Raw genomic sequence first — 25350 nt, 5'->3', positions numbered from 1 at the left:
TCGATTTGAATCGTTTACATAGGCTTTAATCTCCATCATAATCATAGTGTTTGGTTTGTAGATTTATGTCGAATTAGGGGGGCAACGACTTTGGAAATAGATGTGCAGAAATTGCTTTTTGAATTCATTGGAGGTCTCGGGATTTTTCTTCTTGGTATTAAGTTTATGGGAGAAGGACTCCAAAAATCAGCCGGAGATAAGCTGAGAGACATTTTAGATCGTTTTACAAGCAACCCTCTGATGGGTGTTTTGGCAGGTATGATTGTCACGGTTTTAATTCAAAGCAGTTCCGGCACCACCGTTATTACTGTCGGTCTTGTCAGCGCCGGCTTTATGACCCTCCGCCAGGCGATCGGCGTCATTATGGGTGCGAACATCGGAACGACGGCCACAGCCTTTATTATCGGCTTTGACGTTGGGGCATATGCGCTTCCGATCATCGCCATTGGTTCATTTTTGCTGTTTTTCTTTAAAAACAAAAAGCTCCAGAACATCGGACAAATTCTGTTTGGATTTGGTGCACTTTTCTATGGCTTGGAGTTAATGAGCAGCGGGATGAAGCCGCTTCGGACGGTTGAAGCTTTTCATGATTTAACAGTCAGCATGAGTGCGAATCCAGTTCTCGGTGTGATTGTCGGCACCCTTTTCACCGTTCTCGTCCAAAGCTCAAGTGCAACGATCGGGATCCTGCAAGGGCTGTTTGCCGATTCATTAATAGATCTCAACGGCGCTCTGCCTGTATTATTTGGAGACAATATCGGTACGACGATTACCGCCGTACTGGCATCTCTTGGCGCCTCCGTTGCAGCCAAACGGGCCGCGGCTGTTCACGTATTATTCAACCTGATTGGGACAGTTATCTTCCTGATCTTGCTGAAGCCGTTCACAGCTTTGATTTTAACGCTTCAATCCTCTTTAGGGCTGGACCCTAAGATGGTGATTGCGTTTGCCCACGGGATCTTTAATACGTCGAATACGCTGATTCAGCTTCCGTTTGTCGGCATATTGGCTTTGATCGTTACGAAGCTGATTCCGGGCAAAGATTCGGTTGTGGACTATAAAGCAACACATCTGGATCCGCTGTTCATTCAGCAGTCTCCTTCAATTGCGCTGGGTCAGGTAAAAGAAGAAGTATTGCGCATGGGTGAATTTGCGGTAAAGGGACTTGAGGAAACAAAAGAGTTTTTAAATACGAATCAGGCAAAACATGCGCAAAGGGCTTTTCAAATAGAAGACGCGATTAACAATTTGGACAGGAAGATTACCGATTATTTGATCGAACTGTCAGCGACCACTCTTTCTGAACAAGAATCTGAAGAACATCATATGTTAATGGACACAGTCAGAGACATTGAAAGAATCGGCGATCACTTTGAAAACTTGGTTGAGCTTGGCGAGTACCAGCAATCCAACAGGGTGAAAATTTCCGAAGCGGCAATGGCGGACTTAACAGAAATGCTTGATCTGACTATTTCCACTGTTAAGGAGTCTATCACAGCTCTTGGAGAAAATAACGAAGATGCCGCAAGACGTGTAGTCGAAAAAGAAAATCAAATCGATAAAATGGAACGCAAGCTTCGCAAAAAGCACATTCTTCGCTTAAACGACGGATTATGCAGCGGACAAGCAGGCGTGATCTTCGTCGATATCACCAGCAATCTGGAAAGGATCGGCGACCATGCCGTCAATATTGCAGAAGCTGTTTTAGGCGAAGAAAAGCATTAAAAACCGGGAGTCATTCCCGGTTTTTTATTTTGTAGGCCTTTTTTATCACTGTGTGACATATATACTAAATTATGTGTGGGAAGGAAGAACATTCTTCTTCTGTTGACCTAAATAAAGTATAATAGTTTTATTCTTTAGGAGGTATTAAGATGCAGAAACACAGAAGAAGAAACACAACGGCCTTTACGGTTATGTCATATTTCACATTTTTTGCGGGGGTCTTTTTGTTCGGTATCGGCCTTTACAATGCGGACAACCTGCAGCTCAATGAAAAAGGCTATTACATAGCTGTGATGATTTTAGTGGCGGTCGGCGCGATTTTGACGCAGAAAGTGACGAGAGACAACGCTGAGGATAATGAAATCATCGCGGAGCAGGAGAGAAGACAGAATTTGTCGAGTGGTGAGTAAACATGAAAAAAGCATCTTTAGGGATGCTTTTTTAATTTGAAATATTTTTATGTTTGTTTTCCAAAACGAAGTCAATCATTCCAATAATTTTTGTATGGTTCGCTTTTTTCTAAAGTGTAAAAAGTTTTGGTCTTTGTTTCTTTGCGATTTAGTGATTGTGCCGAACACCCAGATGGAGCTGGCTAAAAGTAATATTGTTAATATCAAAGGAAAAAAATTATGCTCGATGTCATATGAAATGGAAACGACTTGACCAGAAAATATAGCAGTTATAATGCTGGCGGTGAAGGAGCTGTAAAGCGAAGCTTTGATCACGTGGCTAATTTTTAGCGTAGGACCCGAAAAATAAACTTTCAGCCGGTTTAACGTGGATAAATCTTGTTTTTCGAGGTATGCCATCAGCTCTTCATCGTTTTCAGCTTTTGATAATAATATAGCTTCTGCCATTTGTTTTGTTTTTTCGAATAATTGTTTGTCTGTTTGCATGTCATTTGCCCTTCTTTTTTTGTTTGATTGTTAGAGAATCAAAGCAGAGGTGAATGTTCCTCTGCTTTCTAATTGAGTTCTTTTTTAAAACGTTCTTCTAAAATAAAATCAATCATACCCGTGATTCTGGAATATTCCGCTCTTTTTTGGAAATGCAGGATTGTTTGCATGGGTCCTTTTCGCGAGGTGATTAGCATTTTGACGATCCAAAGCAAAGAGAACATCAGATAGAACATGAAGCAGAATGAAAATAGCCTTGAAAGACCATGGTTGAAGGAGGAGACTTGGCCAGACAAAAAGGCCGCCATAATTACAGCAGTCATACTGCTAAAAAAAATACCCTTAATAAAATACGTTAATGTAAAGCTGGGGTTTGAAAAATAGATTTTTAGCTGATTTAATGCAATAGAATCTTGTTTTGCAAGGTATGTAAGCAGCTCTTCGTCACTTTTGTGAGACTCAAGGAGTTTGGCTGTATGTTCAGCTTTTTGAAATAATTGTTTTTCGTTACTCATTGGATTGTCACTCCTATTTCATAAAAAACATGAGAGTTTATTGGTACGGTGTATTCAATACCTTTTGGTATTTTTGTTGTAAAACATAATCAATCATTTTTATGATACGTGCAAACTCGGCTTTCTTGGAAAAGTGGGTAATGAATTGAATCGGCTTTTTTTTCAGGATGACAAGCTGTTTAAGCACCCAGAAGATACACCCCGCAAATATGACAGCTAATATTAGAATGGAGATGCCGGAAATGAAAGGGAATATCGAAGCTGCTTGACCAGAAAGAATTGCAGTTATGAAGGTAGCCAATATTATACTGAAAAAGGCCGCACTAATGAAATAATGAAGCGCAAATGAAGGATCTGAGTAATAGACTTTCAGTTGATTTAAGGTTAATGAATCTTGTTTAGCGAGAAAGGCTAATAACTCTTCGTCACTCTTATCGCGGTAAGTTTTAAGGGTTTTGGCTGTTTTTTGCGTTTCAATGAATACTTGTTTGTCTGTGTTCAATGTAATACCTCCACGATACTTTAATTTTGAAAAACTGAATAAATACATTATAATATGTATTTATTTAGCTTTCATTAAATAAGGAAATTAATGAGATATTAGTTATCTAAATATCACAGCAGACACCGCCGTGCCAATAGCAATTTCAGATGCTGAGTTCCAGCTAATTACACCAGCTGTTGTTATGATAATTCCTCCAACTGCAACCCCAATTGTTCCTCTTTTTACTATTGACAAAAAAATACGGAAATTGACTCCTTCATTAAATGAAGCGAAATCAATTTCCGTATTTTGTTTATCTCAACAGCCCCAAGCTTCCTGTCAGCCGCGCGACTTTTTTCTTATCGCCGCAAACGCCGATTCCAAAATAGCGGTAATCGGAAGCTGCGGTTCTTTGAAATGTTTCAATAAATTCTTCATATGTATGAATGCCTTGCGCGACATCGGTGAAATCGACCGTCAGAATATCGTTGAATTCGTCGGTCAACAGCTTTTGTCTTAATTGATGAAGCAGCTCGGCGTTGCCTTTTAAAATGGGGATTGGAAGTTTGACGATACCCAAATGGTCGATTCCCGAGCCGTCCGTTACATTTTCTCCGAGCAGGCCGGGTTTGTTTTTGCCGAGTGCAGCCCCCAGGATTGCAGCTGTATTGGCAATTAGCCCGAGCGGCAGGCTTTCATCGATGATCAATGCGCATTTTGTCTCTTCTATCAAATTTGTTCCTCCTTCAGCTGAGGTTTTGTTTTTGATTCAGAAATATAAAGACCGGCCAATGTGAGCGCTCCTCCGCAAAAAGCAACCCATGTCAGTTTTTCTTGCAGAATGACGACGGATGCGGCAATGGTGATGACGGGTACCATATAGATATAAGCGCTCGTTTTTACCGCCCCAAGCACACCGACCGACCAGTTCCATGTCACAAAGCAAAGCGCAGAAGCGCCCGCACCTAAGAACAGGATATTCAGCCAATTGGCGGGGGAGGCGAAAGGGCTGGCGTCGAAGCGGAAATCAAACAGGAACAGAGCGGGAACCATGAATAGCAAGCCGTACAGAAAGATCCGCTGTGTGCATTGGATTGTATGATAACCGAATGTGCTGATTTTTTTCATCAAAATCGCATATGCCGCCCAGACGAATGCAGAGGCAGCAGCAAGAATGTCGCCGAGCGGATTCAGCTTGAGCATCATTTGTCCGTTAAAGAAAATGAGCGCAAGTCCTGTAAAAGCGGCGGCGAATCCAATGAAGAAACGGGGCTCCAGCTTTTCGCCCGAAAGGAAAAAATGCGCCAATACCGCGGTGATCATCGGAATAACTGCGACGATCATGCCGGCGTTTGAGGCGTAGGTAAGGGTAAGCGCGATGTTTTCCAACAGAAAATAAAGCGTCACCCCGCATAAACCTGCTCCCGCAAACAGCGCTTCCTGCCTCCAGCTCCGGAATGTCGGCACATGCGGATGCACCATAATCAGCACGATCAATCCGATGAGAAACCGGTAAAACAATATATCTACGGGCGCAAAATCCTCGAGCAGCACCTTTGTCGAGACAAAAGTGGTACCCCAGATGATGATCGTGATAACAGCTGCGAGGTGTCCGGCGGTTTCGCGTCTTATCTTCATCCTTTGATCTCCTGCCTGTCATATTCAAAGATTTTCATATATTGTTTCGGCGTCAGCCCGACCTGCCGCTTGAAAAATTTCGTCATATGGCTCTGATCGCTGAAGCCTGTTTGGAAAGCGGCATCGATTGGTTTTACGCCTTCTTCCAACAGCTTTTTCGCATGATTGATACGGACGGTTTCCAAGTAGCTGTAGGGGGAAATTCCTTTCTGCTTCGTAAACGACCGCAGGAGGTGATACTTGCTCCAGCCTGCCAGCTTGCTTAAATGTTCAAGCGTAATGTTTTCCTGGTAATGGGATTCCAAATAACCGCACACCGCTTTGACTTCGTCGGACGGTTCAGGCGTATTTTCGAGAAACGCAACATCAGAATACGTCCGAATCAACTCTTCGAGAAGATTGAGAAAAAGTTCCTCTTTTTTCAAAGCTTTTTCTTTCTGCAATATTTGAATGTGAAGCTCCTTCAAGCTGGCGTTCAGCTCATGACGGAACAAGACATTTTCCGTGAAATATGGGAGGCTGTCGGTTCCGGTGATCTCCTTCACAAATTTTCTCATAACGTCAGGCATCACATTTATGCAGCGATAATCGAGCGCCTTTCCGTCAATCTGCTCGCAACTGTGCGTGTCATAAGGATTGAAAAGCACGAGGTCGCCCTGATTAATGATGTATTCTTCTCCTTTGCAAAGCAAATAGCGCTGCCCCTTCTCAATAAAACCAATCACAAAGTACTCGTGAAAGTGATTCGGAAACTTCTGCATAATGCCTTTAAAGCGGTAGGCTTCAACATTTAGATCAGGGTCGAGGAAAAGCGTGCGGGTTTCATTTCGCATGTCGGGCCTCCTTGGTGTGATGATGTTTAAGTTTATCATGTTTTTGAGAAATTTCTTGTATGATGTTGCTTAATGAAAAAATCGTATTTTTTGTGAAAAGAATGAGCAATTTAAAGCTGTCGTGGAATGGAATCACAATGGTGAAGATCATAAGGAGAGTGTTAAACTGACAGCAATTACAGGGTCATAAAAATTGAACCATTGTAACTTTTAGTGTAATATTACACTAAAAAGAACATCGGAGGTTCCTCCATGGATAAAGAATACATAACCGAACTCATTTCATCCAAGTTAAGATTAATCCGTGCGGAAAGCGGCTATACGCAGGAGAAAATGGCGAACGTGCTCGGGATGTCGAAGAAAACGCTCGTGCAAATTGAAAAGGGCAGGTCGGCAGCGGGGTGGGCGCATGTTGTCGCGGTATGCGCGCTTTTTCGGAACAGTGAGGTGCTGCAGGCCGTGCTCGGGGATGAGCCCCTTGAGGTGGTGGAGACTGTCGCTCACCGAAGCATCGACAGACCAAAAGGGAAGACGCTCGGCGGAAAAGTGTGGTGGCGGGACATTGAGAAAAAAGGCGAGTTTCGCCTTCAGCAAAACTTGATTTCTCACCATTACCGCATTTTGGATTCGTATGACGACCTATGGTTCAGCACCTTTGAAAAACAGGATGCTGTGGCGCGTTTGGACGAGCTGTTCAATGAACAGGATGGGGTGGAATGAAGAAAAAGTTAAGTCCTCTGAATTTGCTGGTCTTCATTCCTCCAAGATAAGACATAGTGAAAAACACTGCGTGTCTTGTCTGTGGAATCGGAGTTGAGAACAGTTTTCCACCTTATTCTCACTCCAGCACATCATCAAGCAGCTTCCACATCAGCTCCCTCCGGTTTCCTGCGCCCGTCTTCAAAAAAATCGATTTCAAGTGGTCTTGAACGGTGTAAGCTGATATATGCAATTCGTCTCCGATGGCTTTTGTTGAAAGTCCGCGGATGACCCGGTACACGATGTCTTTTTCCCGGTCGGACAGGTTGTAGGCTTCTGCTATCAGCGGTATGGTTTCTGCCGGTGAAGCAGGCTCGAATGAAACGGCGATCTGGCCTGATGGACCAAAGCCGTCTAAACGACTCGCTTTAATGGATAGGCAGGAATGACCCGGAATCGAGATGACCGTTTTTGCCGGATCGGCAGTTTCAGCCGCTGCCCGCGTGCAGACGGCCCGGACAGGTCTCGGCACGGCATCGCTGCCGATCCTTTCCCAGCCGCGCAAGATATTTAGCCAATGGAGGGCCGCTCGGTTGCATGACAAGGGCTGCAGGTCTTCCGACAAAATCAGAATGCCTCCGACATGTTTCATGTGAAACACGTCTTTTTTTGACAGGTGGTGTCTGAATTGCTGAAGGTGCCGGCCGATAAGCGGTGCGAGTGAAGCGAGCAAGCTCTTATCCTTTTCTGTAAACAGCGGCTGTCCTCTTTTCCTCAACAGGGTAAGGTATCCCCGGCACTCCCCCTTGCTGAGCAGAATGGCGCGCAATTCATCTTCATAGCCTGCAGGCCCAAAAATGTTGCTGTAGCGTTTGCTTTGCCGGAAGTCTCCTTTGACCGATTCACTTAATATAGCCGCTGTCTGCCGTGCATGAATTAAGGCTTCGAATCGATTCACATCCTCCTGCGTGTACTCAAGCTCGAATAATTGCGGATGGATCGCTTCAATTTGATCGTCTGTGACGGCTCCGATGGACAGTAAGGTCTTGGGGTCTACAGCCGTGCAGCATGATGCATCAAACGGAATCGCCTGTTTTAATGCAGACAGCATGGCTTCGATATATTGGGGCGAAGAACGGGTTGTGCGCTGCAGTTCGTTCAGTATGTCTTTTAACGGCCGGTTCATGTCGGTCCTCCTCTTTAAAAATCCCAGGTTTAAGGGATGGTGGTTTGTTGAAACTCCTTTATAATTGAGAACAATTCTTAATTAATTTTACTAAAAGGAGAACGGCTTGTCATGAACATGGACTGGAATCATCCTGATGTCTATCAATACGAAAAGAAAATCCCTTTAAAAATCCCATGCTATGAAATGCTCTACGATATGATGGATCGCTTGTTGACGGTCCGGCTTTCTGAAGATGCGGCTAATGTGATGGTCGTCGGGGCCGGAGGCGGGCAGGAGCTCGTGACGCTTGCAAAAAGACACCCGAATTGGTCATATACAGGAGTCGATCCGTCTGCCAGCATGCTCGGTTTGGCGAGAAAAAGGCTGGAGCTCGCCGGAATTCAGCCTCAAGCCGATCTGATTGAAGGAGAAGTACATCAGCTTGAGTGCGGATTTCAATATGATGCTGCGACATGCATGCTTGTGCTTCACTTTGTCCGCCATAAGCTTGAATTTTTGCAGCAGATCGCCTCAAGATTGGCGGATGGCGCTCCGTTTTTCATTGCGGCCATTCAAGGCAACATGACGTCAGAGGCATTCAAGTGGCAGATGTGTGCCTGGAAGGAGCATATGCTGGCAGGCGGGATTTCTGAACAGGAATGGGAGAGCTTTTCCGCTTCAATCGGCAGCCGCTCTCATCCGGTGCCGGCTTCAGAGGTGGAGGATCTGCTCGGCAAAGCAGGCTTTACAAACGTAACGAGATTTTTCAGCGCTTATGTAATCGACGGCTGGTTTGCTGTGAAAGGAGGCGGCAAACAATGAAGAAACATATTGTCGTGATCGGCGGGTACGGTCATGTCGGCGCCCAAATCTGCCGGAGTCTCGGAGAAAAATATCCGGGCCGTGTGTATGCTGCCGGAAGAAACCTGGATCACGCCGAGCGTTTTAGTCAGGAAACGGGCGGCCAAGTGAAGCCGATGCGTTTCAACAGAGATGCACCGGCTGACTGGGATTGGCTCAAGACGACGAAGCTGGTGATCGTGTGCATCGATCAGGAAAACACTGAGTTGGCAGAGGCTTGTCTGGCGAGCGGCACGGATTATATCGACATTACGGCGAACGGTTCATTTTTAGCTCAGCTTGAACAGCTGAATGACAAAGCATGCCGCGGCACTGGATTATTAAGCGTCGGCCTGGCTCCGGGGCTTACCAATTTACTTGCGCAGAAAGCCGCCCAGGCTCTCGATGAAACGAGTCGGATTGATATTGCGATCATGCTCGGTTTAGGTGACAGCCACGGAAAAGCGGCGATCGAGTGGACAGTTGACCATCTGAATACGGTGTATGATGTGAAAGAAAATGGACACTTGATGGAAGTCAGCAGTTTTACAGACGGCCGGCGGACAAACTTCGGCGGGCGATTGGGGCGCCGGACAGCCTACCGGTTTCCTTTTTCCGATCAGGTGACATTGCCAGGCACATTAGCCGTCCCTTCTGTTTCTACCCGGCTTTGCTTTGATTCAAGGCCTGCCACCGCACTGATTGCGGCCATGCAAAAAATCGGCGCAGCCAAGCTCTTAAACAATAAGGGAATTCGAAATCTGGCGGTCCGTATGCTGGGGGCGCTCAACATCGGATCAGCGCAATACGCGGTAAAGGTGGATGCTGAAGGATTGAAAAACGGCCGGAGCGCCGGGACAGGCATCGCGCTGTTCGGCGAAAATGAATCATTCATTACCGCACAGACAGCCGCTGCAGCCGCGTCAGCTTTGTATACCGGAAGCTTTCCACACGGAATATTTCATTTGGAACAGCTGTTTGAGCTTGAATGGGAAGGAAGAGAGTCTTGCTTAATTCAGAAAGAAACCGGTGACCGGTTTGTGATATCGTTTGACATCTTGTTAGAAAGTGAGATGATAAATATTAGAAAATAATAGAAGGAGTGGGAAATATGCAGCCTGAAGATATTGTCAGAAGCGGTCCGAACCAGTACGTTTGCAGGGAGGGGATCGCGAAAGAACTGCCGTCATTTGCGAATGCATTCGAACGGCCCGTCATCATTACTGGAGTCAAATCGTTTAAAGCTTTTACGAGTTATACAACGCCTCCAAACGATTGGAAAGTCGTTCAGCATACGGGCTGCAGTTCCCTAAATAAGATTAAAAAAGCAGCAGAAGCAGCAGAATCGGCAGATGTCATCATCGGGATAGGCGGGGGAACCGTCTTAGATACGGCGAAGGCAGCCGCCGATTTGTTGAACATTGAAGTCATGATGATTCCGACGATCCCGGGAACATGCGCGGCAAGCACGCCGTTAAGCGTGATCTATGATGATGACGGCAACTTTTCGGGCGTCCAATACCATAAGCGCTCAAGCTATTTGACGCTGGTCGATCCGCTGCTTCTCCTTTCTTCGCCGGTCGCTTATGTGAAAAGCGGAATCGGTGATACGCTTGCGAAATGGTATGAGGCCGAAGCGATCATCAGAAATACGGCCGATTCGCTTTCCATCATGGTTCAGACAGGGCTGAGACAGTCTGTCTATATTCGGGATATTTTGTTGACAGAAAGTCTGAAAGCCATAGAAAGTCTTGAAAAAGGCGAAACCTCCTCATCTTTCGCACATGTCCTCGAAGCGGTTATCGCGCTGGCTGGCACAGTAGGCGGATATGCGGGACGCTATGGCAGAATGGCCGGAGCCCATGCCATTCACAACGGCTTAACGTTCATCCCCGAAACCCATCGTGTGCTGCATGGCCAAAAGGTAGCCTACGGGATACTCGTGCAGCTTGCTTTAGAAGGACGGACAGATGAAATTGCCGAACTGATTCCCTTTTATGAAGGGCTCGGTTTTCCGAGAAGACTTAGCGATTTAGGCATTTTAGAAAACGTTGAAGAGGCAAAACGGACCGTTGCCGCTCATGCCGTGCGTCCGGATGAATCTTTATGTCTGATGGGATCTTTTCATGAAGCTGATGTGATGGCGGCGATAGAGTCGCTTGAATAAACCTGATAAATAAAACGAGTCAGCCATCCTGTAACGGATGGCTGACTTTGTTAAATTTCCACTTTCACATCGGCGCTTTTTTTCAGTTTTTCAACCTGCTGTCCGAGTTTTTCCTGTCTTTTTTGCTGTTTGAGCATGTCTTGGATTTGTTTCTTGACATCGTCAAACGCAGGTGTGTTTTTCTGTCCGCTGTCTTTTTGCTGTGCGGCAAATTGATCATAGTAATCTTTGATTTCTTTGTCTGTGACCTGATCTGCCGGCAGTTCTTTGTCAATATATTTTTCTGTTTTGATATTGTCGGCAATGTCACTTTTCAGCGTGTTCATGTTTAAGCCGGCTTTCTTGACAGCTTCCTCAAAATCTTGTTCATTTTTATACTGCTTTTTGCTTTCGTCCAGCTGTTTTTCAATTTCTTTCTCAGATGCTTTGTAGCCTTTTTTGTCCGCTTCTTGGGTAATTAAAGCCTGTCCGACCAGGCTGTCGATGGCCTGCTTTTTGATTTGCTGTGCCGCATCTTTTGAAGTCGGATCCTGTCCTGTTTGCTGATACTGCATTTGTGCGGTTGATAATACGCTGTTATAGTCCTTGCCTGTGATCTTTTCATCGTTAACGACAGCCACTGTTTTTGTATCATCGACTTTTTGCTGATCAAGCTTTTTCTGCATGGCTTTCATTTGCTTTTCTTGATCCTGCTGCCCGCTTTGGGCTGTTTTTTCTTGATTGTTTGCCTTGGATTGCTGATCATCATGATTTGAAGTGCAGGCGCCCAATACGACAGCCAATAATCCAATCATGAGAGATGATATGCCTTTTTTCATAATATATCTCCTTTCTTCAAACAGAAGTGATTCTTAAAATGACCTTTAGTGGGCATTCTAAACGATCGTCTCTGAAAAAGAAACCATTTGGAATCAATTTTCCAAAATGTAATCGAATTGAAAGGAGATCGTAATGTGATGGCCGAGTTCCGGTTTACTTGATATGTTTCGGATCAAAGCCGTAGACTTCGAAGTCCTTCGCAAAAATCTCCTGCACCAGCTCTTTTGTTTCGTCATTGTAAAAGCTCTCAAAAGTCGGTAACACCCAGTCGAAGGATGACATGGTGAAAACGGTGTCCGCGAATTTTCCTTTTTTGAGCATAGTATCGGAAAGATGGTGCGGTGATTTCGACAGCTGTGATATCGGAGATTTCAATAATTTGTATTTGTTTTCAATCTCTCTGATTTGCGCGCTGAATTGCTCGAGGTAAATATAATTGGTAACAAACTCTTCTTCTCCTTCGAGATACTGAGGACCAAGGTGCCGGTCAATGGCGCTGATTTCCGGCCCCAAATCTTTTAAATAATGCAAGAATTGGGTGAAAGACAGCCCTGTATTCATGTCACTGTTGAACAGACAGATAAAATTCGGGGAGCAAATTGCCGCCAGAAAGGAACTGACTGCTCTCCGGAAAGGGTTGCGCACAAGCTTGTAAGTGTCCTTTTTTCCCTCTTTTAATTCTGCCAGAAGATCCTTCACATAATCCGGCTGCTGCGTATAGATCGTATTTCTGTAGTGATGAACCTCCCCCGCGCATCTTCGGCCAACATCTTCAAGCAGTCCGTTTTGGAAAAAGAACCAGCGATTCAGCGTCGTGCAGCCGCTTTTTGGAATCCAGAACAGAATGATCGGAAAATCTTTCGCAAAAAGAGGGGTATAAAGGTAAATCAAGCGATTCAGTCTCTCATCTTCAAACATGCAGAACACATCCACTTCTTTCTTTGTTTTGGTCCGCCTGAGACAGCGGTTGCCTTTATACACAAAGTATGCCGTCACCAATGAATTGATAGGGCGATAATATGAATATATTTCAAAATGATAAGATCTGGCAGACGGTTCCTTATTGAACCATATATAGAAAAATAAGTTTATGCTTTAAAACAATCTTATGATACTAGAGCATGCCTGTACAGTTTATATTTAATGGAACTTTCTGTTTCACTGCATGCTCCGCCTGAGGTAACATGAAAATGAGAAATGCCTGGGAGCGTTCTGAAAGGTCAGATGCTCAAGGAAAATGGAATAAAGGGAGGGTCGCTCATGCAGATTCGCATGACTGAATATCACGTTCCCGACCCCGAGTCGGGTCCGTACGGGATCGCCGTATGTGCAAACGGGCGCATTTGGTTTACTGAACAAAAGGGAAACCGGATCGGTATGCTCACAGAGTCTGGAGATATTACCGAATATACGATTCCGACGAAGAGCGCAGGCGCCTCGATTATTACTCCCGGGATTAGCGGTGAGCTATGGTTTACGGAGTATAAAGCGGGGAAAATCGGAAAAATGACGCCTCAAGGGGAAATAACTGAGTATGCCCTTCCTCCAGGTACTGCCCCGTTTGGGATCACCGTAGGCTGTGACGATGCCATGTGGTATACCGATATGGCCGGACATCAAATCGGCAGGCTGTCATCTTCAGGCGAAATCACTGAATATAAACTGCCCAAACCGGGAGCCTTCCCGTCATTTATTACAAGGGGAGCAGACGATGCACTCTGGTTTACACAAAATCAAAGCGGCTCCATCGGGCGAATAACGGCAGATGGAGACATCAGCGAGTATCCGCTTCCTGGAGAACAATCCGGACCGGTCGGAATCACTGCAGGCCCGGACGGAGCTTTGTGGTTTACAGAAATAAACGAAAATCAAATTGGGAGAATTGCGGTCTCAGGGAAGATCAGCGAATACCCGCTTCCGACAGCCAATGCCCGCCCGCACGCGATTACCGCCGGCGGCGATGGTGCCCTGTGGTTTACGGAATGGGGTGCGGGTCAAATCGGCCGCATTACAGTCAACGGGGATATTACGGAATATCCAATTCCGACGGCCGAGTCTGAACCGCACGGGATAGCGGCCGGACCAGCCCAATCGATCTGGTTTGCAGAAGAGTGCGGCCGTATTGGGAAAATCTCTATTCTTGATTAAAAAACGTCCAGTTTGCTGGACGTTTTTTTATATATTATTCCGTTCTCGTTTCCATTCTGCGGTTGGGAGAGCCAAGGCCTTTATTCATCAAGTAAAAATGGAAAATGTATTCACCGATTGCCATAGCGACTGCTGCAAAAAACGCGGCCAATGCAGCGGTGTTTGCAGCCGTTCCCATCGCAAGAGCCATCAGCCAAACGACAAGAAAAGCGACGCCTAAATCGGCTAAAGTGGCTGTGATGTTATTGGTCTTCGGCAAAATAAACAAATCACCCAGCAAATAGGATACCGCGCCAAGAACAATTGTGATGAAGAGGGTGTTTTCAAAACTGAAACTAAACCCGAGCCCGAGAACAAGGTACAGTATCACAATTGTCATGATGCCTTTAATGGCAAGGGCTTTCACATGTTCCATAACAATTCGCTCCTTTATACGAGATTTTAGTTTTTCTTTTCCTCGTATTCAGAAAACGAAACATGCAAACTTGCTTTTTTAACGGGCTCAGACATTTTTCCGCCATTCTTTCTGTTTCTTGCATAGTAGATGATATAGCATAACGCCATAAATGGAACACCGCAAAAAAGGGCGATTCTTTGGTTCGGATCAAAGGCAATGCCGATGCAGGATGCCAGACATAATAGAAAAGCGGCAATCGGTACTGCCGGATAAAACGGTGTCCGGTATTTTAAGCCGTCTGCGGTGTTTCCTTCAGCCAAAAAGCGTCTGCGGAACATGAACTGCGAGGCTGCAATGCTCATCCAGACGGCAACAACGGCAAAGCCTGAAATTGATACAAGAACGATATAGACGGAATCAGGTGCAAAAACACTGGAGAGCAGCGACAGAATGCCGCCGATCATACTGAAAATCAGCGCGTTCAACGGAATTCCCCGTGAAGTCAGCTTTTGAAAAACGGGGTGTAACGTTTTTTCTTTTGACAGTGACCAGAGCATCCGGGAGCAAGCATATAAGCCTGAGTTGGCCGCGGAAAGCAGAGCCGTCAGAATCACAAAATTCATAATGTCGGCCGCGTATGGAACACCGATACGGTCAAAAACGACGACGAACGGGCTTTTGATCACACCGGCTTCTTTGACCGGAATGAGGCATGAGAGCACGAAAATCGTTCCGATGAAGAAAAGCACCAGTCTCCAGAGTGTTGTCTTGATCGCTTTTGGAATGTTCTTTTCCGGTTCGGCGCTTTCTCCGGCGGCAATCCCGATCAGCTCCGTACCCGAAAACGCAAAATTCACGGAGAGCATCGCCATAAAAATTGGAAGGAAACCGTTCGGAAAGAGCCCGCCTTCTCCTGCAAAGTTTGAAAGAAGCGGTGCGGAATCTGTATTTTGTAGCGGGATGATGCCGAATATCGCCGCTCCGCCTAAAATAATAAACAATATAATGGCAAGTACTTTAATGCTCGAAAACCAAAATTCGGACTCGGCAAAAAATCTCACTGAGACAGCATTGAACACGAAAATCAGTGCAGCGAAAACCGCGCTCCACATCCACACCGAAGTATCGGGGAACCAGCGCTGCATTAATAACCCGGCAGCGGTAAATTCCGAACCCAGCGCGACAGCCCAGGTCAGCCAGTAAAGCCAGGCGACGGTGAATCCGGTGCCCGGCCCGATGAATTTGGAGGCATACATATGAAACGATCCGGTGACAGGCATGGCGACCGATAATTCGCCGAGGCAGAGCATGACAAGGTAGACAATCAGAGCCCCGACTAAGTAGGCTAAAATCGTTCCGGCAGGACCCGCCTGTGAGATCGTATAGCCGGAACTTAAGAAAAGACCCGTGCCGATAACGCCTCCCAAGGAGAGCATGATCAGGTGTCTCGTTTGCATTTTTCTTTGAAAGTTCTGACGATTGTTGTTTGACTGTTCCATCATATCTCCAGCTTTCTCGCCCAGTCGGCGACGGCTTTTATGTCTTCAGGTGTTGTTCTGCAGCAGCCGCCGATCAGCTGTGCTCCTTGGTTGTACCAGCTGCGGGCGCTTTCTCCGAAGGAAGCTTTGCATGCCGCACCATGCCATGTTTTTGTCTCCGGATCATACTGTTCACCGGAATTCGGATAGACGATAATCGGTTTAGCTGTATGCTTTTTGATGCCGCCAATGAGCGAAGAGACATGCTCCAGCCGCGTACAGTTTACGCCAACTGCCGCAACCTGGTCATGCTGATCGAGCCATTTCGCGCATTCGCCGGCTTTCGTGCCGTCGCTGATATGACGTCCGTCTTTAGCGCTGAAACTGATCCACGCATGTGTGTCAGGGAATTCTTTCAATAAATGAACGATTGCTTTTGCTTCTGAAAGGCACGGTATTGTTTCACAGGCTAACATATCGGCGCCTGCATCGATTAAAGCGGCCATTCGCTGCCTGTGAAAATCGGCCAATTCGTCTTCTGTGACGTCATAATCCCCCCGATATTCGGAACCATCCGCTAAAAAAGCGCCGTAAGGGCCTACTGAAGCGGCTACAAACGGTTTGGGCCGGCCTTTGCGGTTTTCCGGAACCGCCCAAAATTCATCGCGTGCTTCTACAGCAAGACGTACAGACTCCCGGATAAGGTGGAGCGCTTCTTGTTCACTGAGGCCGCGTTTTGTGAAACCTTCAACCGTCGACTGATAGCTGGCTGTCATCGCGCAATCGGCGCCCACACGGAAATAATCCAGATGCACTTGTTTGATAAGCTCGGGGTTTTCGATGAGCATTTTTGCAGACCACAGGCTGTCGTTCAAATCACAGCCGTACCGTTCAAGCTCGGTGGCCATCGCGCCGTCAAGTGTGATGATAGGAAATTGTTCTAAAATCGATTGGATCGGATTGGTCATCTCATTGTTGAGGATCTGTCGTTTGAGACCCCGGCCTCCTTTTTTAGAGTTTTTAAAAATATATGAAAAATAGTTTAAAAGACTTCAGTAGCTTTTGTCAATCTACCAAAAATCAGTTTTTACTAGTAGCTTTTGTCGTTTTCTATTTAGGGTAAAACGGTACGTCTCCGCATATTTTTTTTAAAAAAGACTGATAAGGGGTATTGGATGGATGAAAAAACTGATTATCAATGCTGATGATTTTGGATATTCAAGAGGCGTGAACTATGGAATTATTGATGCCTATAAGCTGGGGATTTTAACATCAGCGACGTTCATGACAAATATGCCGGGCGCAGGTCATGCGGCGCGGCTGGCTCGCGAATCGCCCGGGCTCGGGATCGGCGTACATTTGGTGCTGACCTGCGGAAGACCGCTTTTGTCTGACCACCGGACGATCGTCGATGCAAAGGGGAATTTTCGCAATCTCGCATTTTATCAAGGTGCTTTTACAATTGATACTGATGAAGTATACCGAGAGTGGAAAGCGCAGATTGAAACATGCATCAACATGGGCTTGGAACCCGATCATTTGGACAGCCACCATCACATCAACGCTTCCCCGGGCATCTCAGACGCATTTTTGACGCTCGCCAAAGAGTATCGTTTGCCTGTCAGGCGCAATATGGAGAGTGCTGTGATCACGGAAAAAGGAGTGAAAACAACAGACTCTTTTTCACCTGTCCTCGAAGCGGCTTTAAAGGATGAAGAAGCCGTCTCTGAACTGTTTGAAGAGCATGATACCGTGGAGGTCATGACCCACCCGGCATACCTCGATAAGGAGCTTTTGACGAACTCTTCTTATAATTATCCGAGAGTCGATGAACTTGAATTTTTAACCGATCCGGACGTTGTCATCCGTTTGAATAAGCTTACTGATGTCCAGCTCGTATCATTTAGGAATTTGACATAAGGAGAATGCCGGAATGAAACATATTTTTCAGCTGCTGGGAAAGTCTTTGCTGATTCCGATTACCGTTCTTCCGATCGCCGGCCTGCTGCTGCGTCTTTCTGCGGAAGATATGCTGAATATACCGCTTTTTCAAGCGTCAGGCGTGATATTGAACAATATGGATGTCCTGATCGCAATCGGCATCGCCATGGGCTTTGCCCGTTCAAAAGATAAAGGAATTCCTGCGCTGACAGGATATTTGGCGATAACCGTATTAAAAGAGGGGCTCGGCATCTTGAATCCTGATCTTGATATGAGCGTCTTCGGCGGGGTGCTCGCCGGCCTGATGGCGGCTTTCATTTATAACCGGTTTCAACATACGAAACTGCCAAGCATGTTTTCATTTTTTGGCGGAGAGAAGTTTCCGATTACGATGATCGTATTGGTGACGATTCCGGTGGCAGGCTTTTTTTCAATCGTCTGGCCTTATGCAGAAGCGGCGATCGACACTTTTAGCCAGTCGCTTGTAGGTCTTGGCGCTTTCGGGGTGTTTGTATTCGGATTTCTGAATCGGTTTTTGCTGCCGTTCGGCCTTCACCATGTCATGAATACGTATATTTATTTTGGGCTTGGGCGCTATGAGACGGCATCCGGCGAAGCGGTGACAGGGGAAATTACGCGGTTTTTGAATGGAGACCCGACAGCCGGCTACTTTCTCGGCGGCTTTTTTATCACGATGATGTTTGGCATTCCGGCGATCGCTTTGGCAATCGCGCATGCAGCCAGAACGAGAAAAAAGGAAACGAAAGCGCTCATGTCTTCAGGAGCAGCCACATCACTGATCACCGGGATTACGGAACCAGTTGAATTCACGTTTTTATTTACTTCGCCTTTATTGTACTTTCTTCACTCGGTCTATACGGGACTTGCCGGAGCGGTGCTCTGTTTGCTTGGGATTCGTCACGGCTTCTCATGGGGAGCAGGCGTAATCGATTATTTGCTGAACCTTAATTTATCAGACGGCGGATTATGGATCATACCCGTCGGCCTTGCCTTTTTTGCTCTCTATTATGTTACGTTTTACTTTGTGATTATAAAGCGAAACATTCCGGTGATCGGAAGGGAACAGGAAACACCTGAAGGAAACCGGCTGCATCAGTCTATGGCTGCAGGCATTCTTAAGCATATCGGCGGCCGTGAGAATGTCGTGACTTGCGAAAACTGTATAACCCGTTTGCGAATGAAATTAAAAGACACGTCCTTGGCGGATGAAGCGCAATTAAAGCAATTAGGAGCGCACGGTGTGGTCAAAATTGACCAGCATCATATCCAGATTGTGATCGGAACGGATGCTGGGAATGTGAAAAAAGATTTGCAGAACTTAATCGGGGAGACTCCGCCGGATTAAAAACTGGAGTTGATTGTCCCGTACCTTTTGGAAAAATCACGAGTCTGCGAAAAATAAGCTTGCACCTCCAGCAGCGTGAGGCGTTATGATAGGAATAAATCGTCAGTTGGAGGGGATTTTTATGGAAAATGACGGATATTATTCAATCGGTGTTTTTTCAGAAATGACAGGGACATCCATTCGGACGCTCCATTATTACGATGAAATCGGCCTGTTGAAGCCTGAAAAACAGCCGGGAACAGGCCACCGTTTCTACACAGACAGAGATGCGAGAGAGTTGCAGAAAATCACATGTTTTAAGTTTCTCGGGTACAGTCTTGAACAAATTCGCGCTTTCATGAAGGATGCATGCTTTGATGCCGGTCTGATTGAGGCGCTGCAGGAGCAGAAAAAGGTGCTGGAGGAGAAAAAGGAACATATTGAAACAGGGCTGAAAGCGATAAACAGGACAATCGGTCTTCTGGAGGAGGAAGAGGAAATCGACAGTTCTGTTTTCATGAGCCTGCTGAACAGCATCCAGACTGAGAAGGAGCAGCGCATATGGCTTGAACAGCAGGTGTCCAAACGTTTTGCCGATGATGTATTCGGCAAATCAGAAGATGAGATGGCCAAATTGGATCAAGAGTATGTTCGTTTATCTAAGGAAGCCAAGCGGCTCATGGGAAAACCGGTTGATGACCCCGAAGTGCAGGAAATGGCGGACCGATATATGAAGACGAGTTTGGAATTTGTCGGAGAGGGCGTGCTGTCGGCTTTAGGACAGATGGAGACAATCGAATCGCAGCAGCTGGCAGAGAAGTTTTCTTCACCTTTTACAAAAGAAGAGGATGAGTGGCTGCAGCAGGTGTTCGAATATTACATGATTCACAACGATTTCTGTCCCGAAAACGGCCGATGAAAAAATCCGCCGGAGCTTTTAATGCAAAAGCTCCGGCTCAATTTTCGCCGTTTCATTATCAAGCGAAACATGCAGTTGATGGTTTTGATTAACAGAAGCGAAAAAGATTTCATCCATTCGTTCAAGCCCTTTCTTCTTCAGCTGGTTTTTGAGCCAGTTTTCCGTTACATTCAATTGGTGAAGGACAGATGTGTACACTTTCCCTTCAATGATGACCGGATATGAAAATTCGCCGCCGCTTTTTTGAATCCCCATATCTTCAGCCGTGACTTCCATTTTATTTGGCTTTTTGTATACCGTTAAATTTCCATTCGCCTCTATAAACGCCATTTCTACGTCGCTGACATTGAAAACATCTTTTTCACGAAGCATTTGCAGAACATTATCCACCGAATATCTGATTCGTTTTAAATTGCCGACAATAAACGTTCCATTTTTGATGACGATGGTCGGTTCAAATGTAATCAGACGTCCGAGTGTTCTGTTTTTGATCATGATTTTTGAAGCGAGTCTTTGCAATAGGGCAATCGCAACCACCGCAGCGGCGGTATGCAAATGTTCAATCCTCGGATCGGCTATGTCAGCTCCGACGACAGCCCCCAATGTAATAATGATTAAAAAATCAAATACAGGCATTTCGCCGATTGAGCGTTTTCCCATTAGCAATGTAACAGCCAATAAAAGGGGAAGGATGGTGATGATTCGTCCGTAGACAACCAAAATTTCTTTCATAGTTTCCATTTTCTCGCTTCCTTTTTATACGCTTTTGCCAATTCAAGATTGACGGCCGTCATTTTCGAGTTGAGGTCATGATATGGATAAGAATCGCTTATTTCAGGAAGCCGGTTGGCATCCTCCTGGTTTGAAATCACACGACCCGCCGAAACAAACCGTTTTGGGGGAATTGTAACACCGATTACTGTTGCTCCCGGTTCGATCACCGTATTCTCTTGGATATAGGCATCAAAAACAAGGCTTTGCATTCCGACAAAAACATTGTTGTCAATTCGTACGGGGCCGTGAATTTGACATTGCGGGGCGAGTGATACTTTCTCGCCTATGTAAATGGAATACGATTCACGATCCTTAAAAACGGATTGTTCAGTAACAGGGTTGTTGTATTCATAGTTTTTCATACCGTGCAAGACAACTCCGTCCTGGATATTGCAATCATGGCCGATGTAGATTTTTAATCCCGTGTCTCCTCTGATCGAAGAGAAAGGCCCGATGAAAACGTTTCGCCCGATGACCACACTGCCGATGACCGAGGCGAAATGATGGATGTATGAGGACGCATCAATATCCGGAATATCAGCTTCTTGATTAAATGACGCGGTAATATTGGGGCTGACATTGTCTTGGATCAGCAGCTTTTCAAGAAACTTCCCGGCGAGTGACGAAACCGTTAACCCGAGGATGAGTTTGTTGCTTAATTTCATATGACCTGCCTCCTTTATTCAGGTAGTCTGTCTAAAAAACGGGATAATATTTATGGGCGGCGGTCTGAAACTAAAAAAGAGGATATGGGGAGATAACGGCTAATAAAGCAATGGAATAGGTTTTAGGAAGCGTTCAAGACGATTACCATTTTCATCTCTAAAAAAACAAAGGAAATGATTCATTTAGAGGAGGAAATTTACGGTCAGCTTGCCTTGGATGACTCCTCGACTTATTTTAAGGGAGGTTGAAACTTTGAATCTATCTTTGGCAGTTGCATTAGTTATATCTGTGTTTTTAAATATATTTCAGCTGGCACAACTCAAATCCAATAACCGTAAAAACGCAAACTGGAATGAGAGGACAAAAAGGCCGCTCAATCCCTTTACTTCCATTCTTTGGACTTATTTCGCCATTATCATTCTTTTGATGTTGGCTGCATTAGTAACCGTCATCATACAGCTTAACGAATAATATTAGCGCTTCTCTTCTGTTGCCGGCTTTTTATTATTGCCACAGTCATAACGAAAAATGCGCAGAAATTGCAAGGAGAAAAAACGATGAAAACGGGATCGCTCGCTTTGACACACACGGAAACGATTGCCCCGAAGGGATCTATTTAAAATGAAGAGACGTTCGAATTTGAAACTCAAAAAAGATGGGCAAATCGTAAAGCATGCGGTAGAAAATCATAAGGAAGAGACAAATACCGCAGCTCCTCCTGCCAAAAAGGATAGAGACATTGGACATGTCAAAAAAAACAGGAGGCAACCCGCTGCCGAATACAGGAAATAATCGCCTGTACCGTGCTTTACTCATTGGACCCATCCTTCTTATTATCGGACTTGCTATGTTTGTTTTAAACTGTAAAAAGACTCAAAATCAAAGTGCGTAAATATTCCCCAAAAGACAGCGTTACGGCTGTCTTTTTCGTTTGCGAAACAGCTTTTCGCCCGCGGCACCTGCGGAAACGCCGAGCACATAAGCCAATAAATCGCTCCACAAAAATCCATAACCGAGAATGAGTCCGCCGAGCGGAACGGCTCTGATATCATCAATCCATGGAGCGTGATACAGCTGGCTGCATTCGATTAAAAAACAAAACGCGAGCGCAATCAGCGCCACTGAAGCTGTCTTCGCGTTTTTGAACAAAAAGCCTGCGCCGAAGAAAATCATCAGCGCCCACAGCGCATCCCCTAAATAGGCATTCACGATGTCCGGCAGCATATCGGCCGCCTTTCTTGAAGCAAGCCCCGCCGCCATCGCTGCGAATATCAGCGCAAGCCGGCGGATACGGCTTCTTTTCATATTCATGGCTGGACCCCTTTTCTGCCAAAGCAGGTGAAGTAAATCTTCGGAGACATGACGGATACAAGAGGAAAAACGTTTTATTATTTTGGACGGTTTAAAATGAACGAAAAAAGCCGCCGGATACGGCGGCTTGTGTTATATCGCATTTTTGCTTTCGGTTTTTTGTTCGGTGCCGGAGCGTTCCCAGCATTCGACGCCTTCATGGTTTTCAAGAACATCTTTATAAAAGACCGGATCTTTTCCAGCTTTTCGCTGTTTCACATAGTCTTTCAAGGCGGCAAATGCCACTTTTGACAGCAGGAAAATCGCGATTAAGTTGACGATGACCATCAAGCCCATGAACAAGTCGGCGAGGTCCCACACAAGCTGGACTTTTGATACCGATCCGAAGATAACCATCGCAAGCACACAGATTCTGTAAATGAAGAGCCATGCTTTGTTCGTGTGCAGGAATTCGATATTCGTTTCTCCATAGTAGTAGTTTCCGATTAAGGTGCTGAAAGAAAACAGGAACACCATAATGGCAAGAAAGCCTGAGGCCCATGCTCCGATGTGCGTGCTGAGCGATGCTTGCGTCAACTCGATTCCGCTCAGCCCCGGTTCTTGATACGCATCGGAAAACAAAATGATAAAAGCTGTGCTTGAACAAATCACCAAAGTGCTCGTGAAAACCCCTAAAGCCTGGACAAGACCCTGTTTGACAGGATGGCTCGTTGTCGCTGCGGCTGCTGCATTCGGCGCGCTGCCCATCCCGGCTTCATTTGAGAAGAGGCCGCGTTTGATTCCGTTCATTAGCGCTGCGCCGATGGCTCCGCCTGCCGCTTGTTCAAGGCCAAACGCATGACCGACAATCAAAGAGATGACGTCCGGCAGTTTCGTAATGTTCATCAGCATGACAAAAACGGCGACGCCGATATATAAGACGGCGAGAAATACGACAATATATTCGGACAGCTTGGCGATCCGTTTGATACCGCCGAAGGTAATGATGCCGAAGGCAATCGTAATGATAATCCCCAGTGTAAGACGGTCTGTGCCGAATGAGTTTTCAAAAGCGACCGTTATCGTATTGGACTGGACCGCGTTAAACACGATTCCGAAGGATAATGTAATCAAGACGGCAAACAGCGCACCCATCCAGCGTTTTTTCAAACCCTTTTCCATATAGTAAGCAGGGCCGCCGCGGAAGCCGTCTTTATCCTTTATTTTATAAATTTGCGCCAGCGTGCTTTCGACAAAGCTTGACGCCGAACCGATGATGGCGATGATCCACATCCAAAAGATAGCGCCGGGTCCGCCCAAGGCAATGGCGATCGCAATCCCCGTAATATTTCCTGTGCCTACTCTCGCGGCCATGCTAATGCAAAAAGCCTGAAAAGGAGAGATTCCGTTTTTGTCGGGTGCTCCTTCCTTTAAAACCCGGAACATGTCTTTCAGCAAGCGAACTTGAAAGAACTTCGATTTAAAAGTAAAAAACAGTCCTGAAGCCAGAAGCATAATAATTAATAGTTTTGACCAAAGAAAATCATTTGTGACAACAATGACTTCTTGAAGGAATTGCTGCATGCTTTCACCTCTTTTTTGTGATTTTAAAAAATACTGAGATCCCATTCACGGGCTATATGTTTTAACAGCATTCCGCCCGTCATGCTGTTGCCGTAATCGTCAATCGCCGGACCGTAGATGCCGATGCCGCATCCATGCCGAAAAGGCTGTTCTCTTTTCATGCTGGCAGGCACCGCGCACATGATTCCGCCGGAGACGCCGCTCTTTGCCGGAATGCCGACAAAGGCCGCGAATTTTCCTGAAGCATTGTACATGCCGCACGTCAGCATTAAAGCTTTTGTCAGCCTGGCGACATCCTTCGGGATCACCTGCTCTTGGCGGAGAGGGTGATATCCGTCATTTGCGAGAATCATGCCGATCAAGGCGATGTCTTCAGTGCTTCCTTCCATGGAGCATTGCTTCAAATAGACTTCAAGCGTTTCTTCGACGTCTGCTTCGAGGAAGCCGGTTTCCTTTAAATAATGGGCCAATGCTCTGTTCCGATGGGCGGTTTGCCACTCTGACCGAAATACTTCCTCATTGATTTCAAGCCGTTTTCCAATCATTTTTTCAATGACTTCATGAAGCGACTCCATTTTTTCCAGTGCCGATTCACCGGGTAGGATCGACGCAACGGTCAGCGCTCCGGCGTTGATCATCGGGTTAAACGGCTTTCCCGGCTTGTGCATTTCAAGGCGGATGATTGAATTGAACGCGTCTCCCGTCGGTTCTACATCAACACGGTCTAATACGTAAGAAATCCCTTTCGTCAAACACGCTGCGATAAAGCTGACCACCTTTGAGATGCTCTGGAGTGTGAATGATACGTCCCAAGTTCCTGCTTTGATCACCGTTTGATCAGAACCGATCACACAGATGCCGAGCTGGTTAGAGTCGATTTTTCCTAAAGCGGGAATGTATTCGGCGTTGCGTCCGCTTGCGGAAAAAGGACGGTAATGTTCAACCAAATCTTCAAGGCGGGATTGCCAGAAGCGGGCGTCATAGCGTTCTTCCAATACTTCATTCATCGAATTTCCTCCAATCT

The 25350-nt window shown here is 46.0% G+C and carries 28 protein-coding genes; 11 read left to right on the top strand and 17 right to left on the bottom strand.

Features of this window, described 5'->3' with window-relative positions:
- Positions 1-90 precede the first annotated feature (90 nt).
- Both M1E06_RS20385 and M1E06_RS20380 read left to right on the top strand, forming a co-directional pair.
- Positions 91-1725, top strand: a complete 1635-nt coding sequence (locus M1E06_RS20385; protein ID WP_025810860.1) for a Na/Pi cotransporter family protein — start codon at positions 91-93, stop codon at positions 1723-1725.
- 149 nt (positions 1726-1874) lie between these two features.
- Positions 1875-2135 carry a YiaA/YiaB family inner membrane protein gene (locus M1E06_RS20380; RefSeq protein ID WP_020449960.1) on the top strand — a complete coding sequence of 87 codons (261 nt, stop codon included), beginning with the start codon at positions 1875-1877 and terminating at the stop codon, positions 2133-2135.
- Positions 2136-2210: 75 nt separating this feature from the next.
- Here M1E06_RS20380 and M1E06_RS20375 read toward each other — a convergent pair whose 3' ends face one another.
- From M1E06_RS20375 to M1E06_RS20350, 6 genes are all read right to left on the bottom strand, one after another.
- Positions 2211-2621 carry a hypothetical protein gene (locus tag M1E06_RS20375; protein ID WP_229105598.1) on the bottom strand — a complete coding sequence of 137 codons (411 nt, stop codon included), beginning with the start codon at positions 2619-2621 and terminating at the stop codon, positions 2211-2213.
- A 68-nt stretch (positions 2622-2689) separates the two neighbouring features.
- On the bottom strand, positions 2690-3136 hold the full coding sequence (locus tag M1E06_RS20370) for a hypothetical protein (RefSeq protein WP_146875268.1): 447 nt from the start codon (positions 3134-3136) through the stop codon (positions 2690-2692).
- A 37-nt stretch (positions 3137-3173) separates the two neighbouring features.
- Positions 3174-3638: a hypothetical protein gene (locus tag M1E06_RS20365; RefSeq protein WP_025810857.1), complete on the bottom strand. Its 465-nt coding sequence runs from the start codon at positions 3636-3638 to the stop codon at positions 3174-3176.
- Positions 3639-3933: 295 nt separating this feature from the next.
- A complete protein-coding gene (locus tag M1E06_RS20360) occupies positions 3934-4353 on the bottom strand; it encodes a DUF2000 domain-containing protein (RefSeq protein WP_025810856.1) in 420 nt (139 codons plus the stop codon).
- Positions 4350-5258, bottom strand: a complete 909-nt coding sequence (locus M1E06_RS20355) for a DMT family transporter (RefSeq protein ID WP_025810855.1) — start codon at positions 5256-5258, stop codon at positions 4350-4352. Before M1E06_RS20355 ends, M1E06_RS20360 begins: the two co-directional genes overlap by 4 nt.
- Positions 5255-6091, bottom strand: a complete 837-nt coding sequence (locus M1E06_RS20350) for an AraC family ligand binding domain-containing protein (protein WP_025810854.1) — start codon at positions 6089-6091, stop codon at positions 5255-5257. Before M1E06_RS20350 ends, M1E06_RS20355 begins: the two co-directional genes overlap by 4 nt.
- A 252-nt stretch (positions 6092-6343) precedes the next feature.
- On the opposite strand from M1E06_RS20350, the gene M1E06_RS20345 reads away from it, so the two are divergent.
- Entirely contained in the window at positions 6344-6811 is a 468-nt protein-coding gene (locus M1E06_RS20345) for a helix-turn-helix domain-containing protein (RefSeq protein WP_025810853.1), read from the top strand.
- Between the two features lie 118 nt (positions 6812-6929).
- Here M1E06_RS20345 and M1E06_RS20340 read toward each other — a convergent pair whose 3' ends face one another.
- Complete coding sequence (locus M1E06_RS20340) at positions 6930-7976, bottom strand: helix-turn-helix transcriptional regulator (protein WP_237585353.1); 1047 nt, start codon at positions 7974-7976, stop codon at positions 6930-6932.
- Positions 7977-8087: 111 nt separating this feature from the next.
- On the opposite strand from M1E06_RS20340, the gene M1E06_RS20335 reads away from it, so the two are divergent.
- From M1E06_RS20335 to M1E06_RS20325, 3 genes are read left to right on the top strand one after another with little or no spacing between them, the layout of a single operon-like run.
- Positions 8088-8780 carry a class I SAM-dependent methyltransferase gene (locus M1E06_RS20335; protein ID WP_049937907.1) on the top strand — a complete coding sequence of 231 codons (693 nt, stop codon included), beginning with the start codon at positions 8088-8090 and terminating at the stop codon, positions 8778-8780.
- A complete protein-coding gene (locus M1E06_RS20330) occupies positions 8777-9892 on the top strand; it encodes a saccharopine dehydrogenase family protein (protein ID WP_145685945.1) in 1116 nt (371 codons plus the stop codon). The genes M1E06_RS20335 and M1E06_RS20330 overlap by 4 nt, the downstream gene beginning before the upstream one ends.
- 17 nt (positions 9893-9909) lie before the next feature.
- Entirely contained in the window at positions 9910-10965 is a 1056-nt protein-coding gene (locus M1E06_RS20325) for an iron-containing alcohol dehydrogenase family protein (RefSeq protein ID WP_025810850.1), read from the top strand.
- Between the two features lie 50 nt (positions 10966-11015).
- On the opposite strand, the gene M1E06_RS20320 is transcribed toward M1E06_RS20325, so the two are convergent.
- Both M1E06_RS20320 and M1E06_RS20315 read right to left on the bottom strand, forming a co-directional pair.
- Positions 11016-11783: a SurA N-terminal domain-containing protein gene (locus M1E06_RS20320; RefSeq protein WP_020449972.1), complete on the bottom strand. Its 768-nt coding sequence runs from the start codon at positions 11781-11783 to the stop codon at positions 11016-11018.
- A 154-nt stretch (positions 11784-11937) separates the two neighbouring features.
- Positions 11938-12702, bottom strand: coding sequence for a sulfotransferase family 2 domain-containing protein (locus M1E06_RS20315; protein ID WP_020449973.1), 765 nt, complete (start codon positions 12700-12702; stop codon positions 11938-11940).
- Positions 12703-13044: 342 nt separating this feature from the next.
- On the opposite strand from M1E06_RS20315, the gene M1E06_RS20310 reads away from it, so the two are divergent.
- On the top strand, positions 13045-13932 hold the full coding sequence (locus M1E06_RS20310) for a Vgb family protein (protein ID WP_020449974.1): 888 nt from the start codon (positions 13045-13047) through the stop codon (positions 13930-13932).
- A 34-nt stretch (positions 13933-13966) separates the two neighbouring features.
- On the opposite strand, the gene M1E06_RS20305 is transcribed toward M1E06_RS20310, so the two are convergent.
- The 3 genes from M1E06_RS20305 to mmuM are packed head-to-tail and all read right to left on the bottom strand — an operon-like array spanning position 13967 to position 16775.
- Positions 13967-14347, bottom strand: coding sequence for a DUF2512 family protein (locus M1E06_RS20305; RefSeq protein WP_003178548.1), 381 nt, complete (start codon positions 14345-14347; stop codon positions 13967-13969).
- A gap of 26 nt (positions 14348-14373) precedes the next feature.
- A complete protein-coding gene (gene mmuP, locus M1E06_RS20300; protein WP_020449975.1) occupies positions 14374-15828 on the bottom strand; it encodes an S-methylmethionine permease in 1455 nt (484 codons plus the stop codon).
- A complete protein-coding gene (gene mmuM, locus M1E06_RS20295) occupies positions 15828-16775 on the bottom strand; it encodes a homocysteine S-methyltransferase (protein ID WP_020449976.1) in 948 nt (315 codons plus the stop codon). Before mmuM ends, mmuP begins: the two co-directional genes overlap by 1 nt.
- 211 nt (positions 16776-16986) lie before the next feature.
- On the opposite strand from mmuM, the gene chbG reads away from it, so the two are divergent.
- From chbG to M1E06_RS20280, 3 genes are all read left to right on the top strand, one after another.
- Positions 16987-17727, top strand: coding sequence for a chitin disaccharide deacetylase (gene chbG / locus M1E06_RS20290; RefSeq protein ID WP_039073139.1), 741 nt, complete (start codon positions 16987-16989; stop codon positions 17725-17727).
- Between the two features lie 13 nt (positions 17728-17740).
- On the top strand, positions 17741-19114 hold the full coding sequence (locus M1E06_RS20285; RefSeq protein WP_035337373.1) for a PTS transporter subunit EIIC: 1374 nt from the start codon (positions 17741-17743) through the stop codon (positions 19112-19114).
- A 121-nt stretch (positions 19115-19235) separates the two neighbouring features.
- Positions 19236-20012, top strand: coding sequence for a MerR family transcriptional regulator (locus M1E06_RS20280; RefSeq protein ID WP_020449979.1), 777 nt, complete (start codon positions 19236-19238; stop codon positions 20010-20012).
- A gap of 18 nt (positions 20013-20030) precedes the next feature.
- On the opposite strand, the gene M1E06_RS20275 is transcribed toward M1E06_RS20280, so the two are convergent.
- Both M1E06_RS20275 and M1E06_RS20270 read right to left on the bottom strand, forming a co-directional pair.
- Positions 20031-20753, bottom strand: a complete 723-nt coding sequence (locus tag M1E06_RS20275; protein ID WP_020449980.1) for a DUF421 domain-containing protein — start codon at positions 20751-20753, stop codon at positions 20031-20033.
- Positions 20741-21451, bottom strand: coding sequence for a gamma carbonic anhydrase family protein (locus M1E06_RS20270; protein WP_020449981.1), 711 nt, complete (start codon positions 21449-21451; stop codon positions 20741-20743). Before M1E06_RS20270 ends, M1E06_RS20275 begins: the two co-directional genes overlap by 13 nt.
- Before the next feature lie 253 nt (positions 21452-21704).
- On the opposite strand from M1E06_RS20270, the gene M1E06_RS20265 reads away from it, so the two are divergent.
- Positions 21705-21923 (top strand): hypothetical protein, encoded by a 219-nt coding sequence (locus tag M1E06_RS20265; protein ID WP_125897644.1) that lies wholly within the window; start codon positions 21705-21707, stop codon positions 21921-21923.
- Between the two features lie 441 nt (positions 21924-22364).
- Here M1E06_RS20265 and M1E06_RS20260 read toward each other — a convergent pair whose 3' ends face one another.
- The 3 genes from M1E06_RS20260 to M1E06_RS20250 all read right to left on the bottom strand — a co-directional run bounded on the left by M1E06_RS20260 (position 22365) and on the right by M1E06_RS20250 (position 25333).
- Positions 22365-22763, bottom strand: a complete 399-nt coding sequence (locus M1E06_RS20260; protein WP_020449984.1) for a ribosomal maturation YjgA family protein — start codon at positions 22761-22763, stop codon at positions 22365-22367.
- 132 nt (positions 22764-22895) lie between these two features.
- The gene (locus M1E06_RS20255; RefSeq protein WP_020449985.1) at positions 22896-24326 is read right to left on the bottom strand and encodes an alanine/glycine:cation symporter family protein; all 1431 of its coding nucleotides are present in this window, start codon (positions 24324-24326) and stop codon (positions 22896-22898) included.
- 23 nt (positions 24327-24349) lie between these two features.
- The gene (locus M1E06_RS20250) at positions 24350-25333 is read right to left on the bottom strand and encodes a glutaminase (RefSeq protein WP_020449986.1); all 984 of its coding nucleotides are present in this window, start codon (positions 25331-25333) and stop codon (positions 24350-24352) included.
- Positions 25334-25350 lie beyond the last annotated feature (17 nt).

It is taken from the genome of Bacillus sp. AK124, from assembly GCF_053903085.1.
This window is presented reverse-complemented; position numbering and strand designations above follow the sequence as displayed.

Bases quoted from the DNA above. Each gene is read 5' to 3' on its own strand.
- M1E06_RS20370 (WP_146875268.1), bottom strand. From the start codon at position 3,136: ATGAGTAACGAAAAACAATTATTTCAAAAAGCTGAACATACAGCCAAA.
- mmuM (WP_020449976.1), bottom strand. From the start codon at position 16,775: ATGACCAATCCGATCCAATCGATTTTAGAACAATTTCCTATCATCACA.
- M1E06_RS20355 (WP_025810855.1), bottom strand. From the start codon at position 5,258: ATGAAGATAAGACGCGAAACCGCCGGACACCTCGCAGCTGTTATCACG.
- chbG (WP_039073139.1), top strand. From the start codon at position 16,987: ATGAAAAAACTGATTATCAATGCTGATGATTTTGGATATTCAAGAGGC.
- M1E06_RS20375 (WP_229105598.1), bottom strand. From the start codon at position 2,621: ATGCAAACAGACAAACAATTATTCGAAAAAACAAAACAAATGGCAGAA.
- M1E06_RS20285 (WP_035337373.1), top strand. From the start codon at position 17,741: ATGAAACATATTTTTCAGCTGCTGGGAAAGTCTTTGCTGATTCCGATT.
- M1E06_RS20315 (WP_020449973.1), bottom strand. From the start codon at position 12,702: ATGTTTGAAGATGAGAGACTGAATCGCTTGATTTACCTTTATACCCCT.
- M1E06_RS20275 (WP_020449980.1), bottom strand. From the start codon at position 20,753: ATGGAAACTATGAAAGAAATTTTGGTTGTCTACGGACGAATCATCACC.
- mmuP (WP_020449975.1), bottom strand. From the start codon at position 15,828: ATGGAACAGTCAAACAACAATCGTCAGAACTTTCAAAGAAAAATGCAA.
- M1E06_RS20255 (WP_020449985.1), bottom strand. From the start codon at position 24,326: ATGCAGCAATTCCTTCAAGAAGTCATTGTTGTCACAAATGATTTTCTT.
- M1E06_RS20260 (WP_020449984.1), bottom strand. From the start codon at position 22,763: ATGAATATGAAAAGAAGCCGTATCCGCCGGCTTGCGCTGATATTCGCA.
- M1E06_RS20335 (WP_049937907.1), top strand. From the start codon at position 8,088: ATGAACATGGACTGGAATCATCCTGATGTCTATCAATACGAAAAGAAA.
- M1E06_RS20305 (WP_003178548.1), bottom strand. From the start codon at position 14,347: ATGGAACATGTGAAAGCCCTTGCCATTAAAGGCATCATGACAATTGTG.
- M1E06_RS20325 (WP_025810850.1), top strand. From the start codon at position 9,910: ATGCAGCCTGAAGATATTGTCAGAAGCGGTCCGAACCAGTACGTTTGC.
- M1E06_RS20380 (WP_020449960.1), top strand. From the start codon at position 1,875: ATGCAGAAACACAGAAGAAGAAACACAACGGCCTTTACGGTTATGTCA.
- M1E06_RS20330 (WP_145685945.1), top strand. From the start codon at position 8,777: ATGAAGAAACATATTGTCGTGATCGGCGGGTACGGTCATGTCGGCGCC.
- M1E06_RS20350 (WP_025810854.1), bottom strand. From the start codon at position 6,091: ATGCGAAATGAAACCCGCACGCTTTTCCTCGACCCTGATCTAAATGTT.
- M1E06_RS20320 (WP_020449972.1), bottom strand. From the start codon at position 11,783: ATGAAAAAAGGCATATCATCTCTCATGATTGGATTATTGGCTGTCGTA.
- M1E06_RS20280 (WP_020449979.1), top strand. From the start codon at position 19,236: ATGGAAAATGACGGATATTATTCAATCGGTGTTTTTTCAGAAATGACA.
- M1E06_RS20250 (WP_020449986.1), bottom strand. From the start codon at position 25,333: ATGAATGAAGTATTGGAAGAACGCTATGACGCCCGCTTCTGGCAATCC.
- M1E06_RS20310 (WP_020449974.1), top strand. From the start codon at position 13,045: ATGCAGATTCGCATGACTGAATATCACGTTCCCGACCCCGAGTCGGGT.
- M1E06_RS20270 (WP_020449981.1), bottom strand. From the start codon at position 21,451: ATGAAATTAAGCAACAAACTCATCCTCGGGTTAACGGTTTCGTCACTC.
- M1E06_RS20340 (WP_237585353.1), bottom strand. From the start codon at position 7,976: ATGAACCGGCCGTTAAAAGACATACTGAACGAACTGCAGCGCACAACC.
- M1E06_RS20345 (WP_025810853.1), top strand. From the start codon at position 6,344: ATGGATAAAGAATACATAACCGAACTCATTTCATCCAAGTTAAGATTA.